Origin of the sequence: Pseudomonas sp. ef1 (assembly GCF_007293365.2) — a bacterium.
Taxonomy (GTDB): domain Bacteria; phylum Pseudomonadota; class Gammaproteobacteria; order Pseudomonadales; family Pseudomonadaceae; genus Aquipseudomonas; species Aquipseudomonas siliginis.
This window is the reverse complement of the sequence record NZ_CM129815.1, coordinates 4289263-4306147: the sequence shown is the minus strand read 5'-3', so window position 1 is coordinate 4306147 and position 16885 is coordinate 4289263. Positions and strand designations below refer to the sequence as shown.

Here is a 16885-nt window from a genome sequence, read left to right as displayed (position 1 = left end):
ATGCCTGCGATTTACCGCGCTTGAGCCAGGCATGCGTGCGCGATGCCGAAGCACCGCGCACGCCGGCCACTTAGTGCGGTGCGCGCGGGATGGTTTTCATCAGGTCTTCAGGGCTGATGTGGCCGACCACGCTGCCCGGCTGCGGCAGGTTGAGGATGTGGCCTTTCATCTTGCCGATGATGTGCATCTCGCACGGCTTGCAATCGAACTTCAACGTCAGCACTTCATCGCCGTGGATCAACTGCATCGGCGCAACCTTGGTGCGCACGCCGGTCACGCCTTTGGCCTGTTTCGGGCACAGGTTGAAAGAGAAACGCAGGCAGTGCTTGGTGATCATCACCGGCACTTCACCCGGCTCTTCGTGAGCTTCGTACGCCGCGTCGATCAGCTTGACGCCGTGACGGTGGTAGAAGTCGCGGGCCTTCTGGTTGTAGACGTTGGCGAGGAAGGTCAGGTGCGAATCCGGGTACACCGGCGGCGGCGTGGTTTCGGCCTTGCGGCTGCCACGCGGATGCGCGGCGACACGCGCCGCAGTCAGCGCTTCGATCACTTCGCGACGCAGCGACTTGAGCTGCGAGTTGGGAATGAAGAATGCTTGCGGCGCATCGAGTTTGACGTCGGTGGCGTGGTACTGCGTGGTGCCGAGCTGACCAAGCAGGTCGCGCAGTTGCTCCAGCGCCTGCTCCGGCTTGTTGGCAACGCCGAACGGCCCGTTCAGCGTGACGCTGGCGCTGATGCCTTCTTCGCTGGTCGCGGTCACTTCCAGCTGTTCTTCGCGCAGACGGGCGAACCAGCTCAGGGCCACACGACGTTCCGAAGAAGTCTTCTGCAGCGCTTGCTGCCAGTTGTGATCGAGGTTGCGATTGAGCGGGTGGCTTGGACGCAGCTTCGACAGGCCCTCGGGCATTTCGTTCGGCTCGACGCGGTAGCGGTAGCGCTTCTCGCCGTCTTCTTCGAACTCGCCTTTGGCCTCGGCGATGTTGGCGCGGAAACCGACCACTTCGCGCTTGACCAGCACGTTCAGGCCGTCGCCGTTGGACAGCGGCTCGTGAGTGACAACCTGCATGTCACGCTTGCCGACTTTTTCCACCGTGCCGACTGGCAGACCGGTGAAGGTTGGCGAATCGAAGGCGCCGATGTCGATCTTGCGATCGGTGACGAAATAATCGGTGCTGCCACGGTGGAAGGTCTTTTCCGGGTCGGGCAGGAAGAAATGCACCGTCCGGCCGCTGGAGGCGCGGGCCAGGTCAGGGCGGTCTTCGAGCACGTCGTCCAGACGCTGGCGGTAATAGGCAGTGATGTTCTTCACATAGCCCATGTCCTTGTAGCGACCTTCGATCTTGAACGAACGCACGCCTGCTTCGACCAGCGCGCGGATGTTGGCGCTCTGGTTGTTGTCTTTCATCGACAGCAGGTGTTTTTCGTAAGCGATCACGCCACCCTTTTCGTCTTTCAAGGTGTACGGCAAGCGGCAAGCCTGGGAGCAGTCGCCTCGGTTGGCACTGCGGCCGGTTTGCGCGTGGGAAATATTGCACTGGCCGGAGAAGGCCACGCACAGCGCGCCGTGAATGAAGAATTCGATGGCCGCGTCGGTTTCATCGGCGATGGCGCGGATTTCTTGCAGGTTCAGTTCTCGGGCCAATACCAGCTGCGAGAAACCGGCCTGATCGAGGAACTTCGCCCGCTCCAGCGTGCGGATATCGGTCTGGGTCGAGGCGTGCAGCTCGATCGGCGGAATGTCCAGCTCCATCACGCCCAGGTCCTGAACGATCAGCGCATCGACGCCGGCGTCGTACAACTGATGGATCAGCTTGCGCGCCGGCTCCAGTTCGTTGTCGTGCAGGATGGTGTTGATGGTGGTGAAGATGCGCGCGTGGTAACGGCGGGCGAACTCGACCAGTTCGGCGATTTCGCTGACTTCGTTGCAGGCGTTGTGGCGTGCGCCGAAGCTCGGGCCGCCGATGTACACGGCGTCAGCGCCATGCAGGATGGCCTCGCGGGCAATGGCGACATCGCGGGCAGGGCTGAGCAATTCCAGGTGATGCTTGGGCAAGGACATAGTTTTTTTAGTCAGGCGGTCACGGGCAAGGGGCGCATTCTACCCGTGAAACGCGCGGCGGGCACGTGTGCGCTGCCCGATGGTGGCTGGCGATCGGGTCAGTTCGGTTGGCGGTTGTGTTGAATGTTCCGGCCCCTTCGCGGGCAAGCCCGCTCCCACAGGGTTAGCTCCGGGCCGGAATACATCCACTGTGGGAGCGAGCCTGCTCGCGAAAGCGGTCTGTCATCCGAAAACCATTGAGTGACATCCGCAAATTCGATCAGCCCTTGGCGGCCATCGCCGTCACTTCCACACGCATCCCCTCAACCGCCAGCGAGGCCACGCCCACCGCTGCCCGCACCGGCCAAGGCTTGGCAAAAAAGCGCTTGTAGACTTCATTAAACGCCGCGCGATCAGCCATGTCGGTGAGGTAAATGGTCAGGTGCAGCACCCGGTCCATCGAACTGCCGGCACGTTCCAGAGCGACTTTAAGCGCTTGCAGCGTGCACTCGCTCTGCTCGGTGATGCCGCCGAGTTCCAGGCTGCCATCGGCGCGGGTTGGAATCTGCGTGGAAACCATGATGCCGCCGAAGGTGGCGACGTCGGAAGAAATCGAATCGGTGTCCGGATCAGGCGTGAAGATGATGTCTTGATTGGCCATGGGCATCTCTTGTTTGAGTGAATGAAGATTGCGGCAGTTTACAGATTCTTTCCCACCATGGCCCGGACGGGGACCGCGACACGTTTGTATAAGCGTGTATCACCGCTCAGCCGATACACACGGCAACACCAAACTGCGCTTTCGAGACACATCCGCCTTACATGCCAAGCCCAAAGTAGCCCTCACACCAACACTACGTTCAAGAGGGCACCACCATGTACCGTCCACTGTTTCTGGCTTCTGCCGTTGTCTTCGCCTCCCTTGCCGGTTTCGCCCATGCGGCGGATGCGCCGGCGACGAGCTGGCAGAAAGGTCTGAGCCGTACTGATCTGGTTCGCCAGGATCTCGGCGCTGACAATCGCGAAGTGATTCAGGCGCGTATCGACTTTGATGCTGGCGTCACCTCGCCTCGGCATGCTCATCCCGGTGTGGAAGTGGCCTATGTCATCAGCGGCACGTTCGAGTATCAGCTTGAAGGGCGAGCGCCGGTGATACTTAAGGCCGGCGATTCGTTGTTCATTCCGGCGGGCGTTGCGCATGTGGCCAAAAACGTTGGCAACGACAAAGCCGTGGAATTGGCCACTTATGTCGTGCCGAAGGGCGAACCGCTGCTGATCCTCAAGCCGTGATGCGTCGGCCTGCTATTTCGAGCGCGGCTTGCTCATCGCGCGCTTGATGCGCATCCAGTCCTGATAGGCCGCCGTTCGTTTGGCGTCGGCCAGGGCTTTTGCTTCGCTGAAGCGAGCCCAGGCCTCAGGACTGTCGGCGTCATGCTCAATGATTCTGTAGGCCGCCTCTTCCAGCAGGTCGGCCTCGCGGAACATCGCGGCGTTTTCTGCCATCTCGTCATCCCACGATCGGCCGAAACCGAATCTCAACGTGCGCTCATTCATTTTGCGTGATCCTCCTCCCACACCAGAGGCACCGACTCGCGCCATTGCACCTCGGTTACGCCGAAGCGTTCCGCCATTGGTTTGGAAAAACGTTTCAACGGAGGCCGACCGGGGCGCGGGATGGGCGCGATTCCTGCGTCGCAACTTGCCCACTGCCACGCTTCGGCGTTGTTCATGTTTTTTGTGCGAATGACGAATGACCTGGGCTTTCCATGTAACAGGTACTCGATCACGTACAAGTCCACTGCGCTCATACATTTCCTCCGTCTGTTAAAAAGAGGGATGTCTGGCGAAATGAATAATTCAGAGAAAATTCTTTTGGCTGGGATGACCGGCATACGCCGCTTGTTTAGCGTTATACCGCGCGTTGGGGCGTGTACAAGTTGAGGCGCCAATGCACTACATGATCTTGTAATGTCGCTGCTGATAGTGGCGACCTGAATAGAATGAAACGCATCTAAAACGACGCGTTATTCAGGAGGGGCTTCAGGAGTAAATGCATGAGCAGACAAAGTCTGCGTGAATCTCGGTGTCTTCAACCGCTGTGATCAGCCCTGCATGCAAAGCTTCTTCAGGATTGATAATGCGCGGAGCCGCTGTCAGGTATTTCTCTGTCTCCAATGCATTTTTCCCGTTACTGGTACGCTCGGCGACAATCTGCGCGTACAGATGCAAGTCGTAATCCAGGCTCATGGCATATTCCGACATGCGCGAATGATCAACCGCTCCCTGCAAGTGCCAATGAAAAGGGTGAAACAGAAACTTGCTATGAGTGCACGCAGTGCGGCGCTGGCCGGCGAGGAAAACGATATTGCCCATCGACTCGACCGTTCCCAGGTTATGCGTGTGTACCGGCACGGGCAGCGCCATCAGAAAGTTGTACATCGTGAAACCGTAACTGCATTCGCCACCCATGGTAGCGATGTTCAGAATCAACCTGGGGGCATCTTCCTTTACCGCACGCGAGGCTCTATCAATCAGCTGACCGCAGGTTGAAGCATTGATCGGGCCGGTAAAGTTAATCACGTGAACAGGCATGGCAATTTCCTCGACGGGCCGGGGCTCTGCGAACGGGCTCTTTGCGCAAGGACTGGTGCCCGTCAGTCAGGAGCAGCGTTCGTACGTTGGCGTCGTTTGCGTTTCTCGAGAGTTTTCAGAGTCAACGTTCAACTGCCTGCGCTCGTAACATTCATGTTGGGCACGATCACTGTGCTGCGGGTGGCCAGGTTTTCTTTCAATGCACGAAGACCCAGCGTCGTCCGGCAGTTTCTCCGGGGAGCTGCGCGTCGCTTCTGGAACAACTTCAGCGCCTTCGTGTTGGTGTAACTGGCTTGGAGGAGTATGTATGGAGGTGGTCATCTATGCGCTCCGTCGAATATTACAAGGGCAGCGAGGCTGCCCTTGTACCGCTCATTTACGACTTGCGACCTCCACTGTGGCTGGATTGTCCGCCTTTGCGACCAGCCTCGGATGCTTTTTCACGATCGTTGGCGAAGTTGCCGCCAGACTGTCCGCCTTTTTTCCCGGACTCTTGCATCTTGTCACGATCGTTGCCGGCGTTACCTGTATTTTTATTTCCGGTGGTCATGATAGCTCTCCGATATCTATTAACGTTTCGCTAGTGATGTCCGTTTTCGTCATGGACACCTACTTCGATTACATATCGGTTCACGGTGTTTTGATTTTTTTTAATTGATCCGATGAGCGGTGCCTGCACTTTCAACTTGTATCGGCCAGTAGTGCACATATAACTAAAAGGGCTACGCTCAATCGCATTGGATAATAAAGAAAAACACTTACACCGATGCCGAGCCGGTTGTTGAAGTTAATTGAACCTCGACTATCTGAATCGTGGCAACGGCCGATCAATTGGCTTGAGCGTCGAAAGCGTATCGCGAATAAGCGGCGCATCTTTTTCGATGTCATGCAGTCGGTCGCGAATGCGCAAAGCTGTCGGATGCCCGCCTTGATGATCAACCCAGTCGGCGATCTCTTTGCAGGCGGCTGCCAGGCGCGCCTGGCGGGCGTCGAGCAGGGTGAGGAGGGTGGTGATGGACTCTTTCTCGGACATGAAACACCTCCGTTCGCTGAAACGGCTGAGTTGCAACAAAAAGCCCGCATGGCGCGAACCTTCAGATCAACTATAGAAGCCCTGCGCGATCGTGCAAAAAATACCCGGCTCAGCTCATCGGCAAATCTTGTAGGAGTGAGCCTGCTCGCGATAGCGGTGGGTCAGTTGACATCTTCATCAACTGAAAGGCCGCTATCGCGAGCAGGCTCACTCCTACAGGGGGTTTGTGCGACTCAGGACGCCTCGCTCACCTCACACATCCGCTCGAGAAACATCGCCAAGGCTACTTCCTCAGCGCGCAGGCCTATGCGCACTCTCGGGCGGGGCAGTTCGGCGAGCGCGCCGAGCATGAAATGTTCGAGCACCGCAGGGTGGATGTAGCATTTGCGGCACACCGCTGGCGTGTTGCCCAGCTGTTTGGCGACGTTCTTCACCGCTTCGACCACATGGCGCTTGGCTTCGGTTTCCGACTCATGCTGCAACTCGCGCAGCACTGCCAAAGCCAATGCGCTGCCCGCCCAGGTGCGGTAGTCCTTGGCGGTGAATTCAGCGCCGGTGAGCTTTTGCAGATAGGCGTTGACGTCGGAGGAGGTGACAGTGTGCCGTTCGCCGTGTTCATCAAGGTACTGAAACAGGTTTTGCCCGGGAATCTCCAGGCAGCGCTTGATGATTCGCGCCAGACGCCGATCCTTGACGGTGATCTGGTGCTCGATGCCGCTCTTGCCGCGGAACTGGAACAGGATCGCGCTGCCATTGACCTCGACATGTCGGCTGCGCAACGTGGTCAGGCCATAAGAGCGATTGTCCCGCGCATATTGGGTATTGCCGACGCGGATCAGCGTGGCGTCGAGCAAGGTGATGACCGTGGCCATGACCTTGTCGCGGCTGAAGCCCGGGGCGTCGAGCAGCGCCTCAAGCTGGCGCCGCAGTTTGGGCAGTGCCAGGCCGAACTCTCGCAGGCGCGAGTATTTGTCGGCGTCGCGCACTTCGCGCCAGCGCGCGTGATAACGGTACTGCTTGCGCCCGCGCGCATCGCGGCCGGTGGCTTGCAGATGACCGCGCGGGTCGGCGCAGATCCACACATCGGTGTAAGCCGGCGGCACCGCGAGGGCGTTGATGCGTTTGATTTCCTCCGGGTCGCTGATGCGCTGGCCCGACGGTTCGAAATAGACGAACTTGCCGCGCAGTTTTTTCCGGGTGATACCAGGCTGAGTGTCATCGACGTAATGCAGATCGGCGGGCAGGGCATCTGTCAGCACGGTATCGGGCATGGCGGTTTCCTTCGGTCATACGGCAGTCTGTAACAGATTGACCGCAGGCGCTGGCCGTCGTGCCGAATGATTTACGCGAGCACCGCCACCGCCTTGATCTGCGCCCACAGCCGCTGGCCCGGATGCACGCCCAATTGGTCACGCGAGAAGCGGGTGATCCGCGCCAGCAGCGGCGTGCCGCCGGCATCGAGGCGGATCAGCACATGGGCACTGTTGTCAGCGGCCTGTTCGCTGATGACGGTAACGGGCAGACGATTGAGAATGCTGCTGGCCGCATCGTTGTTCAGCGCCAGGCTGATGTCACGGGCGTGCACCTTGCAGCGCAGGGCTTGGCCCACGGCCATCGGCGCATGGGTGACGCGAATGTTCATTTCAGTGGCCGGCAGTTGCAGGCTGAGCAATTGATAGGTGGCGTCGTAGGCGCTGACCTGACCTTCGATGATCACCCCGGCGTCATCGCCCAGCGCCAAAGGCAGATCCAGGCGCGCCAGGGTCTCGCCGATCGGGCCGCTGGCGAGGGCTTTGCCGTCACGGAGCAATACCAGATGATCAGCCAGACGCGCGACTTCATCCTGGGCATGGCTGACGTACAGCAGCGGAATATCCAGTTCGTCGTGCAGGCGTTGCAGGTACGGCAAGATTTCGCTTTTGCGCCGGCTGTCGAGAGCCGCCAGTGGTTCGTCCATGAGCAGCAGTTTCGGGCTGGTCAGCAGGGCGCGGGCGATGCCGACGCGCTGTCGTTCGCCGCCGGACAGATGCTGCGGATGGCGCTCGAGCAAATGGCTGATGCCGAGCAGTTCTGTCGCCTGGCTCATATCGACCCGGCGTTGCGACCTGGCGATGCGTTTGAGACCAAACTCCAGATTGGCCAGCACCGACAGATGCGGGAACAGACTGGCTTCCTGAAACACGTAGCCGAGCGCACGTTTATGCGGCTGGACGAAGATGCCATTGGCACTGTCCTGCCAGACCTCGTCGTTGATCTGCACAAAACCCTGCTCTGCGCGTTCCAGCCCGGCGATGCAGCGCAGGCAGGTGGTTTTGCCGGAGCCGGAATCGCCAAACAGCGCCGTGACGCCCCGGCCCGGCACTTGCAGATCAACATCCAGTTCGAACCCCGGATAAGTGCGTTTCAGGCGTACATCAATCATCGATCAGCTCCAGCCTGCGCGGGTTTTGCGGCTGGAATACAGCGCCAGCAACACCAGAAACGAGAACACCAGCATCGCCGCGGACAGCCAGTGCGCCTGGGCATATTCCAGTGCTTCGACGTGGTCGTAAATCTGCACCGATACCACGCGGGTCTTGTCGGGAATGTTGCCGCCGATCATCAGCACCACGCCGAATTCACCCACGGTGTGGGCGAAGCCGAGAATCGCTGCGGTGATGAAGCCGGGGCGCGCCAGCGGCAGGATCACGCTGAAGAACGTGTCCCAGGGATTGGCGCGCAACGTCGCGGCGACTTCCAGCGGGCGGGTGCCGATTGCCGAGAAAGCGTTTTGCAGCGGTTGCACCACGAACGGCAGGGAGTAGATCACCGAGCCGATCACCAGCCCGGTGAAACTGAACGTCAGCGTGCCCAGCCCCAGCCATTGAGTGAACTGGCCGAGAAAACCGTGCGGGCCCAGCGCCAGCAACAGATAAAAGCCGATCACCGTCGGCGGCAGCACCAGCGGCAGGGCGACGATGGCGCCAATCGGGCCGCGCAACCACGACGAGGTGCGCGACAGCCATAACGCGATCGGTGTGCCGATTATCAGCAGGATCACGGTGGTCAGCGACGCCAGTTTCAGCGTCAGCCAGATCGCGGCGAAGTCGGCACTGGTCAGCGACATTTACAGTTCATATCCGAAGGACTTGATCACCGCAGCGGCTTTCGGGCCTTTGAGATAATCGACCAGGGCCTTGGCAGCAGCGCTGTCCTTGCCTTTGTTCAAGATCACCGCGTCCTGTTTGATCGGATCATGCAGGGTGGCGGGAACAATCCATGCCGAGCCGCTGCTCACCTTGCCGTTCTTGTAGATTTGCGACAGCGCCACAAAGCCCAGTTCGGCGTTGCCGGTGGAGACGAACTGGTAGGCCTGAGTAATGTTCTGGCCTTCGACGATTTTGCTTTTCGTGGCTTCGCTCAACTGGAGTTTTTCCAGCACTTGGGTGGCGGCGAGACCGTATGGCGCGGCTTTCGGGTTGGCGATGGACAAGTGCTGGTATTGGTTGGTTTTCAGCACGTCACCCTGTGCATCGATATAACCTTCTTTTGCCGACCACAGCGCCAACGTGCCAATGGCGTAGGTGAAGCGCGAGCCTTTGACGGTTTCGCCTTCCTGTTCGAGTTTTGCCGGGGTGCTATCGTCAGCTGCGAGAAACACTTCGAAGGGCGCGCCGTTTTTGATCTGGGTGTAGAACTGGCCGGTTGCGCCGTAAGCAGCGACCAGTTTGTGCCCGGTGTCTTTTTCGAAGTCGGCAGCGATGGCCTGGATTGGCGCGGTGAAATTGGCGGCGACCGCCACTTGCACTTCGTCAGCCTGCGCGGCGCCGATGCTGAAAAATGCGAGGAATGAGGCGAGACAAGCAGGGGCGAAGCGTGTGGCAGCAAGTGTCATGTAAAGGCTCCGTGATCGGCGGTAAATGCTTTGCTTTGGATAACGCCGATACACGGGCGCAATCGCTGTATACGGAAATATATAGCGATACGCCGCCAAGTGGCGAGGGAATAAATCCGCTCGCCGCGTAAATTCAATGACGGTTGAGTTTCGCCAATGCGCCCTCGGCGAGTTGCCGGGTCAGTTCAGCGCTGCCGATATCCTTGCCCAACGTCAGCGCCTGACCGGCCCACAGATTGGCAAAATCGGCGTCATCCTTGGCTCGTAGCGGCATCAGCGCGCCGCCGGCCAACGGAAAGGCTGGCGCTTGCGCTGACATCGGGCCGAGTTCACGCATCGCCCGATTGACAATGCCCCGCGCCGGACGTCCGGTGAAAATGTTGGTGATGGCGGTCTGGCTTTCCTTGGCGGTACGCAGGGCCTTGTGGTGTGAGGCGCTGACTTTGGCTTCCGGCGTGAACAGGTACGCCGTACCAACTTGCACCGCCGAGGCGCCGAGCATCAACGCCGCCGCAACACCCCGGGCATCGCTGATCGCGCCCGCCGCGATCACCGGCACTTTCACCGCGTCGACCACCTGCGGCACCAGTGCAAAGGTGCCGACCTGGCTGCTCAGATCATCGCTGAGAAACATCCCGCGATGCCCGCCCGCCTCATAACCCATGGCGATGATCGCATCGCAGCCGTGTTGCTCCAGCCAGATCGCTTCTTCGACCGTGGTGGCAGACGAAAGGATTTTCGCCCCGGTTGCCTTGACCCGATCAAGCAGATTTTTCTCCGGCAACCCGAAATGAAAACTCACCACCTCGGGGCGGAATTCTTCGAGCACGGCACACGCTGCTTCGTCGAACGGTGCGCGATTAGACACCGGCGTCGGCGCCTCGAAATCGGCACCGAGTTCGCGGTAGTAAGGTTCGAGCAGGTTTTTCCAGTCCCGGGCTCGCTGCTCATCAGGCGCCGGTGGCTGATGGCAGAAGAAATTGACGTTGAACGGCTTGGTGGTGTGCTGGCGAATCGTCTTCAGTTCTTCGCGCAGTTGCTCGATGCTCAGCATCGCTGCGGGCATCGAACCGAGGCCGCCGGCATTGCACACGGCAATCACCATCGAAGAGTTGGTCGCACCGGCCATCGGGCCCTGGATGATCGGCAGTTCGATACCGAGAAGATCAAGGATACGGGTGTCTGGCCACTGGCTCATATAACGAATCTCCGAACGATGAAACGGGCAGGGACGGCAAGCGGTTTTAGCAGCAAAACCGGCTGCGGGGCCAGTCTGAAATTCTGAACATTACGTGCAGTTTTTCAGCGTCGGTGTGGGTGGCTTAGCGAAAGTCGAGTGTGGCAATGTGTTGCGATGTGTTATTTCAGCGCACGCTTTCTTCCCATTATTTTCGAGGGGCCGACATGTTCAACGCCATCCTGATCGACAAAGATGACAGCGGTTATCGCGCCAATCTGCAGCAAATCGATGAGCAGCAACTGCCCGAAGGCAACGTCAGCGTGAGCGTCGCGTACAGCACCCTGAATTTCAAAGACGGCCTGGCGATTACCGGCAGCAGCCCGGTAGTACGCAAGTTTCCCATGGTGCCGGGGATCGATCTGGCGGGGACTGTCGAGTCCAGTTCGCATGGGGATTTCAAGGCGGGTGATCGGGTGCTGCTCAACGGTTGGGGCGTCGGTGAGAGCCACTGGGGCGGGCTGGCGCAAAAGGCCCGGCTCAATGGTGACTGGCTTATTCCATTGCCCGAAGCTTTCACCCCGGCGCAAGCCATGGCCATCGGCACCGCAGGCTACACGGCAATGCTGTGCATTCTGGCACTGGAGCGCCATGGCCTGACACCGGATCACGGCGAAGTGCTGGTCACCGGCGCCAATGGCGGGGTCGGCAGCTTTGCCATCGCCTTGCTCAGCAAGTTGGGATACCGCGTGGTGGCATCCACCGGCCGTGTATCCGAGCATGAATACCTGCAGCAATTGGGTGCTGCCGACATCATCGATCGAGCCACCTTGTCCGAACCGGGCAAGCCGTTGGCGAAAGAGCGCTGGGCGGCGGTGGTCGATTCGGTCGGTAGTCATACGCTGGCGAATGCTTGCGCCAGCACACGCTCGGAAGGCGTGGTCGCGGCATGCGGGTTGGCGCAAGGCATGGATTTCCCGGCCTCGGTAGCACCGTTCATTCTGCGCGGCGTAACGCTGGCCGGGATCAACAGCGTGACCCAGCCCAAAGCGCGCCGTATCGAGGCCTGGGGCCGACTGGCCAAGGATCTGGATTTCTCGTTATTGCAATTGATCAGTCACGAAATCAGCTTGAGCGAAGCCCTTGAGGCCGCGCCCAGATTACTCGCCGGGCAACTGCGGGGCAGGGTGGTGGTCGACGTCAATCGTTGAGTTCGCGCTCAAGCAGTTGGCGTTTGCGCTCGACGCCCCAGCGGTAGCCGGAAAGATTGCCGTCACTGCGCACCACGCGGTGGCAGGGAATCGCCACCGCCAAACGGTTGGCCCCGCAAGCCTGGGCAACGGCGCGCATCGAAGTCGGCGCGCCGATGCGTTGCGCGATTTCGGCGTAACTTGCGGTGCTGCCTGCGGGGATCTCACGCAGCGCCTGCCAGACGCGCTCCTGAAACGCTGTGCCGCGTATATCCAGCGGCAAGTTCAGGCCTTTCGCCGGTGCTTCGACAAAGCCGACGACGCTGGCAATCAACTGTTCAAATTCGCTGTCGGCGCCGATCAGGTTGGCCTTGCGAAACTGATCCTGCAGATCGCAGACCAGTTGATGCGGATCGTCTCCCAGGAGAATCGCACAAATCCCACGTTCGCTTTGCGCCACCAGAATCGCCCCCAGCGAGCATTGGCCAACGGCAAAGCGAATGTCGTTGTTCTGCCCGGCGGCGCGGTAATCGGTGGGCTTCATGCCCAGCAGTTGATCGGCTGATTCGTAAAAGCGGCTGTTGGAATTGAATCCGGCGTCATACAGCGCATCGGTCACCGAGCCGCCGTCCGACAGGCGCGCACGCAGCTTGCGTGAGCGGTGCGCCGTGGCGTAAGCCTTCGGCGTCAGGCCGGTCGCTGCTTTGAATAGCCGGTGGAAATGAAAAGGGCTAAGGCCAGCGGTGGCTGCGAGGCTGCTGAGCGCCGGCAGCGTCTCACAGGCTTCGATCTGCCGACACGCTGCAGCCACGATTGCTGCATGCTGCGCGTCATTCTGGTCCTTGCTGGCGCGTTTGCTCGGCCGATATCCGGCAGCTTCGGCCAGTTCGGCGGTGTCGAAAAACTCGACGTTCTGCGGTTTCGGCAGGCGCGCAAGACTGCTCGGTCTGCAGTAGATGCCAGTGGTTTTGACCGCATAGACAAATTGCCCGTCGGCACGCGGATCGCGCGCCACCACAGCGGCCCAGCGGGGATCGTGTTCAATGCTGATTGTCTTCGAAAGCGTGTCCATGAGAGGGAATCCGTTGACCTGTTTGAGTCAGGTTAACCAGCATCCTAACCCGCAACACTCCGCGCCTTGCGGTCAAACTTTTATTGAGCGCCCGCGACGCGGAAGGTGATGTTGATGCGCCGCTCGCCCAAGAGCGGGTGACGGCCAGGTTTGATTGGCAGCACGCCGTGATAGCGCAGGCGGTCCACGCCGCCCCAGACCACCATGTCGCCATGCAACAGCGGAATGCGCTGGGTTTTATCGCTGCGTTCGAAGCCGCCGAACAGAAACATTGCCGGCAAACCTAGCGACAGCGAAACGATGGGCGCGGCATAACCTTTTTCGTCTTTGTCCTGATGCAGCGACATCTTGGCGCCGGTGACGTACTGGTTGATCAGGCAGGAGTCGGCCTGAAAATCCGGGAAACCGGCGCGCTCAGCCGCTTGGTGTGCCAGTTCGGCAAACACCGCCGGCATCGACGGCCACGGCAAGCCGCTGAGTGGATCGACGCTGGAATAACGGTAACCGCTGCGATCGGTGATCCAGCCCAGCTGTCCGCAACTGCTGGTGCCGACCGACATGCTGAAACCGCCGGGCGTGACCATGTGGCGTAGCGGGGCGGCGGCAAGAATGGCGTCGAGCCCGGTCAGCAGTTGCTCGACCTGCGGCAAGGCGAACCCGCGCAGCACCCACGATTGTTCGCCGATCTGCTCGGCGCGGGCTTGCTGTACGGGTTCGTTGTCGGCGAACAGGTCTAACGTGGTCAGTTGCATAGGTTGGTTACAGCGCTTTGCTGACCTTGATGTCACTGAGCTCTTCGTCAGCGTGCATTTTCTTCAGCGCCGCCTTCGCTTCCTCGTCAGTGCCGGTTTCCAGCTCGGCGAATTCGAAACGCTGTTCACCGTCCAGTTTGTACTTGATCACGTATTTGGTTTTTTGCGCCACGGTCATGTTTCCCTTTCAGAATAGGCTGCGCGTCTCAGCTCAGTTTAGTGCTGGAGCGACGGATGATCTTGATCGAGTGGGTCAGCGTCGGCTTGCGCGTCACGCTGATTGCGCGGCGGTTGACGGTGTCGATGGTGATGTTCCAGAAGCCGGTGCTCGGTGCAGTGATGCGTGCCGGGAACGTGTCGAACGCGCCGCCGTGGTAGGTGTGACGGCCGCCGTTTTTGAAGCTGCGGAAGTTGGCGTCGTTCATCAAACGGATGTTGCACATCTGCGAGCATTGAATGACGACGATGTCGTCTTCGTTGAGGTGCTCGCGCTGGTGAATGAATTTCATGGGCGCCTCCAGAAGGGCTTTTTCTACTAAATCAAAACGATAGCTTGTCGATGGGCGCAGTTTATCAGCCCGCACGGGTTATTATCTGGCCGTCGGGCGTTGCTTTGACAAATTTTGAACAGAACTTCGCCATGGCGGGCGGGTTAAATGCACAAGGCCCCGGAGAAAAGCGGCATTTGTGCTGTCGGACGGTCTTTAACGGAGGATTTATATGAAGTGGGGTGTGGTGTGTGTGCCGTTGATTCTGGCGATGGCCGGTTGTGCAAATGTTTCCGAAATCAATGAAACGCTGCCAACCATGAGCGTGATCTCCGGCAAAAAGCCCCAGGAGTATGCGCAGTGTCTGACCGACAAGCTCGCTGACAGTCGTGGTGCGTTGCAAGTCCAGCCGCAGAAAGACGGTGTACGAGTCATCGTTCCCGGCAAACTTTCGTCAGGCCCGGCAGCCGTGTTTGATATCGAAGATCGCGCCGGCGGCAGCAGCATCAAGCTGCATGAGCGCATGTCCAACGTGCCGGTTCGCCCTCGCGATGTACAGAAAGCTGCGAACGCCTGTATTTCCGGCTGATAGACTATCGAACATCAGCACCCGATGCCGTCACAGTCCTGCTGTGGCGGCATTGTCATTTATGGAGTCGCAATGAAGCGAGAGCACGTGCGGGAGCGCCACGCAGAGGGCCTTATCTCTGCCACTCATGTCATCCAGAACCCGGCGAATCCGGGTGAATGGATCGTGTTTTTCAAGAAGAGTGCAGGGCGCAGCTACTTTTTGGTGGATGACAATGACGAGGTCGAGTCCTTCAATCGGCTCGACGACCTGATCGAGGTCGTCCGTGGCCTCGGGATCAAATTCGCCGAAATCCACATGTAAGGCTTACTTGCAGACGACCACGACGTTACGGGTCTTGTAATTGCCAACGTCAACGCCCAGGGTTTTGTCATCTTCCTTGGGCGCCGGTGTGCCATCAGTGCCGACGATGCGATAGCCGGTGCCGGCGCAGGATGCATCGGCCTTTTCGTAGCACATGGCCCATGAGTTGGCTTCGCCGGAACAGTCGATGCTCAGACCCTGTTCGCCATTGTTCAGATAGGTGGGCTGCGAAGTGGCACAGCCGCTCAGTACCAATACCGCGAAAAGCGGCTGCAGTTTGTTCAGGTTCATGGTTGCGAGGTCTTCAAGTGGGGGACTGGTTGCTCTGACAGCGCCGCGATGAAAAGGTTATAGCGATTGGCCACTTGTTTGCCAACAAAGCACAAAAAAGCCCTGCATGCTGGCAGGGCTTGGCGCAAGTGCTAAAAGGATCAGTCCTGATCTTTGCCTCGGCGCTTGGAAGAAGCAGGCGTATCAGTGAACACCGAGGCCACATCTGTCGCCATCTGCTCGCTGTCGAAAGGCCCGGCGATATGTTCGCCATTGGTAGTGGTCAGCGTCCACTTGCCGTCTTTCTTGTCGATCACATACCCGTTGATGATTTTTACCGCAGCCATCTAGTCTGTCTCATTCGCTGGTTCAAAGGCGCCATGATAGCGGCAAATGCTCGCAATGGGGGCTGATAAGCGTATGGTGATCCTGTTTGCCCGGATCTTGAGCTACGCTGACTCCGCCGCTGAAATACCCGGATGGAACTATCCGCGCGAATATTTCTCTATGTTGGCATCGGTTAGCCAGCGCGGGGCATTGTAAGGCGCACGCCGCCTGATTAGACTGCCCCGAAACTCGTACACACAGCCTTTTCAAGGACTTATATGATCAAGAAATGCTTGTTTCCAGCAGCCGGTTACGGCACTCGCTTCCTCCCAGCGACCAAAGCCATGCCTAAAGAAATGCTGCCGGTGGTAAACAAGCCACTGATCCAGTACGGCGTTGAAGAAGCGCTGGACGCGGGCCTGACGGAAATCTCCATCGTCACCGGCCGTGGCAAGCGTGCTCTGGAAGACCACTTCGACATCAGTTACGAGCTGGAAAACCAGATCAAGGGCACCGACAAGGAAAAGTACCTGGTCGGTATCCGCAAGCTGTTGGACGAGTGCTCGTTCTCCTACACCCGTCAGACCGAAATGAAAGGTCTGGGCCACGCAATCCTGACTGGCCGCCCACTGATCGGTGACGAACCGTTCGCCGTGGTCCTGGCGGACGACCTGTGCGTCAACATCGACGGCGACGGCGTACTGACCCAGATGGTCAAACTGTATAAGCAGTTCCGCTGCTCGATCGTCGCGATCCAGGAAGTCGATCCGCAGGAAACCAACAAGTACGGCGTAATCGCTGGCGAAATGATCCGCGACGACATCTACCGCGTGCACAGCATGGTCGAGAAGCCAAAGCCGGAAGACGCGCCGTCGAACCTGGCGATCATCGGTCGCTACATCCTGACCCCGGACATCTTCGATCTGATCGAGCAGACCGAACCAGGCAAGGGCGGCGAAATCCAGATCACCGACGCCCTGATGAAGCAGGCCCAGAACGGCTGCGTCATGGCCTACAAGTTCAAGGGCAAGCGTTTCGACTGCGGTGGCGCTGAAGGCTACATCGACGCGACCAACTTCTGCTTCGAAAACTTCTACAAGACTGGCAAGGCTTACTAATAGTCTTCGCCGCGTCTGCAAAAGAAAGCCACCTTCGGGTGGCTTTTTCATTTTCCGCCCTT

General features: G+C 59.1%; 22 protein-coding genes and 1 pseudogene. 5 read left to right on the top strand and 18 right to left on the bottom strand.

Going from position 1 to position 16885, the window contains the following annotated elements:
- Window positions 1-70 precede the first annotated feature (70 nt).
- Both FEE99_RS19520 and FEE99_RS19515 read right to left on the bottom strand, forming a co-directional pair.
- Window positions 71-2059 (bottom strand): peptidase U32 family protein, encoded by a 1989-nt coding sequence (locus FEE99_RS19520; RefSeq protein WP_041480142.1) that lies wholly within the window; start codon window positions 2057-2059, stop codon window positions 71-73.
- 259 nt (window positions 2060-2318) lie between these two features.
- Window positions 2319-2699: a RidA family protein gene (locus tag FEE99_RS19515; RefSeq protein ID WP_041480143.1), complete on the bottom strand. Its 381-nt coding sequence runs from the start codon at window positions 2697-2699 to the stop codon at window positions 2319-2321.
- Window positions 2700-2914: 215 nt separating this feature from the next.
- On the opposite strand from FEE99_RS19515, the gene FEE99_RS19510 reads away from it, so the two are divergent.
- On the top strand, window positions 2915-3328 hold the full coding sequence (locus FEE99_RS19510; protein WP_041480145.1) for a cupin domain-containing protein: 414 nt from the start codon (window positions 2915-2917) through the stop codon (window positions 3326-3328).
- 12 nt (window positions 3329-3340) lie between these two features.
- Here the strand turns inward: FEE99_RS19510 and FEE99_RS19505 are convergent, their stop codons facing one another.
- From FEE99_RS19505 to FEE99_RS19460, 10 genes and pseudogenes are all read right to left on the bottom strand, one after another.
- Window positions 3341-3592, bottom strand: a complete 252-nt coding sequence (locus tag FEE99_RS19505) for a hypothetical protein (protein WP_041480146.1) — start codon at window positions 3590-3592, stop codon at window positions 3341-3343.
- Complete coding sequence (locus tag FEE99_RS19500) at window positions 3589-3846, bottom strand: DUF6555 family protein (RefSeq protein ID WP_041480147.1); 258 nt, start codon at window positions 3844-3846, stop codon at window positions 3589-3591. The genes FEE99_RS19505 and FEE99_RS19500 overlap by 4 nt, the downstream gene beginning before the upstream one ends.
- A gap of 232 nt (window positions 3847-4078) precedes the next feature.
- The gene (locus FEE99_RS19495; protein ID WP_041480149.1) at window positions 4079-4630 is read right to left on the bottom strand and encodes an ATP-dependent Clp protease proteolytic subunit; all 552 of its coding nucleotides are present in this window, start codon (window positions 4628-4630) and stop codon (window positions 4079-4081) included.
- Between the two features lie 376 nt (window positions 4631-5006).
- Window positions 5007-5123, bottom strand: a pseudogene (locus tag FEE99_RS19490) (general stress protein); the annotation flags it as partial.
- A 309-nt stretch (window positions 5124-5432) separates the two neighbouring features.
- Entirely contained in the window at window positions 5433-5663 is a 231-nt protein-coding gene (locus tag FEE99_RS19485) for a hypothetical protein (protein ID WP_016774936.1), read from the bottom strand.
- 233 nt (window positions 5664-5896) lie between these two features.
- On the bottom strand, window positions 5897-6934 hold the full coding sequence (locus tag FEE99_RS19480; protein ID WP_041480151.1) for a DNA topoisomerase IB: 1038 nt from the start codon (window positions 6932-6934) through the stop codon (window positions 5897-5899).
- Between the two features lie 71 nt (window positions 6935-7005).
- On the bottom strand, window positions 7006-8085 hold the full coding sequence (gene modC / locus FEE99_RS19475) for a molybdenum ABC transporter ATP-binding protein (protein ID WP_041480152.1): 1080 nt from the start codon (window positions 8083-8085) through the stop codon (window positions 7006-7008).
- 3 nt (window positions 8086-8088) lie between these two features.
- Complete coding sequence (modB, locus tag FEE99_RS19470; RefSeq protein WP_041480153.1) at window positions 8089-8769, bottom strand: molybdate ABC transporter permease subunit; 681 nt, start codon at window positions 8767-8769, stop codon at window positions 8089-8091.
- Entirely contained in the window at window positions 8770-9537 is a 768-nt protein-coding gene (gene modA, locus FEE99_RS19465) for a molybdate ABC transporter substrate-binding protein (RefSeq protein WP_041480155.1), read from the bottom strand.
- Window positions 9538-9670: 133 nt separating this feature from the next.
- A complete protein-coding gene (locus FEE99_RS19460) occupies window positions 9671-10735 on the bottom strand; it encodes an NAD(P)H-dependent flavin oxidoreductase (RefSeq protein ID WP_041480157.1) in 1065 nt (354 codons plus the stop codon).
- 206 nt (window positions 10736-10941) lie between these two features.
- Here FEE99_RS19460 and acuI point away from each other — a divergent pair, with 206 nt between their 5' ends.
- Window positions 10942-11925 (top strand): acrylyl-CoA reductase (NADPH), encoded by a 984-nt coding sequence (acuI, locus tag FEE99_RS19455; RefSeq protein ID WP_041480158.1) that lies wholly within the window; start codon window positions 10942-10944, stop codon window positions 11923-11925.
- Here the strand turns inward: acuI and ada are convergent.
- From ada to FEE99_RS19435, 4 genes are all read right to left on the bottom strand, one after another.
- Entirely contained in the window at window positions 11915-12976 is a 1062-nt protein-coding gene (ada, locus tag FEE99_RS19450) for a bifunctional DNA-binding transcriptional regulator/O6-methylguanine-DNA methyltransferase Ada (RefSeq protein ID WP_041480160.1), read from the bottom strand. The genes acuI and ada overlap by 11 nt on opposite strands.
- An 80-nt stretch (window positions 12977-13056) precedes the next feature.
- Window positions 13057-13728, bottom strand: coding sequence for a DNA oxidative demethylase AlkB (gene alkB / locus FEE99_RS19445; RefSeq protein ID WP_041480162.1), 672 nt, complete (start codon window positions 13726-13728; stop codon window positions 13057-13059).
- Window positions 13729-13735: 7 nt separating this feature from the next.
- The gene (locus tag FEE99_RS19440) at window positions 13736-13906 is read right to left on the bottom strand and encodes a hypothetical protein (RefSeq protein ID WP_016774926.1); all 171 of its coding nucleotides are present in this window, start codon (window positions 13904-13906) and stop codon (window positions 13736-13738) included.
- A gap of 28 nt (window positions 13907-13934) precedes the next feature.
- Entirely contained in the window at window positions 13935-14237 is a 303-nt protein-coding gene (locus tag FEE99_RS19435) for a DUF1883 domain-containing protein (RefSeq protein ID WP_007912251.1), read from the bottom strand.
- Window positions 14238-14448: 211 nt separating this feature from the next.
- Between FEE99_RS19435 and FEE99_RS19430 the strand changes: the two genes are divergently transcribed.
- Complete coding sequence (locus FEE99_RS19430; RefSeq protein WP_016774925.1) at window positions 14449-14805, top strand: hypothetical protein; 357 nt, start codon at window positions 14449-14451, stop codon at window positions 14803-14805.
- A 72-nt stretch (window positions 14806-14877) separates the two neighbouring features.
- Window positions 14878-15108: a hypothetical protein gene (locus FEE99_RS19425; RefSeq protein WP_016774924.1), complete on the top strand. Its 231-nt coding sequence runs from the start codon at window positions 14878-14880 to the stop codon at window positions 15106-15108.
- 3 nt (window positions 15109-15111) lie between these two features.
- Here FEE99_RS19425 and FEE99_RS19420 read toward each other — a convergent pair whose 3' ends face one another.
- Entirely contained in the window at window positions 15112-15399 is a 288-nt protein-coding gene (locus FEE99_RS19420) for a hypothetical protein (RefSeq protein ID WP_016774923.1), read from the bottom strand.
- Between the two features lie 140 nt (window positions 15400-15539).
- The gene (locus tag FEE99_RS19415) at window positions 15540-15725 is read right to left on the bottom strand and encodes a hypothetical protein (RefSeq protein WP_016774922.1); all 186 of its coding nucleotides are present in this window, start codon (window positions 15723-15725) and stop codon (window positions 15540-15542) included.
- 258 nt (window positions 15726-15983) lie between these two features.
- Here FEE99_RS19415 and galU point away from each other — a divergent pair, with 258 nt between their 5' ends.
- Window positions 15984-16823, top strand: a complete 840-nt coding sequence (gene galU, locus FEE99_RS19410; protein WP_024013124.1) for a UTP--glucose-1-phosphate uridylyltransferase GalU — start codon at window positions 15984-15986, stop codon at window positions 16821-16823.
- Window positions 16824-16885 lie beyond the last annotated feature (62 nt).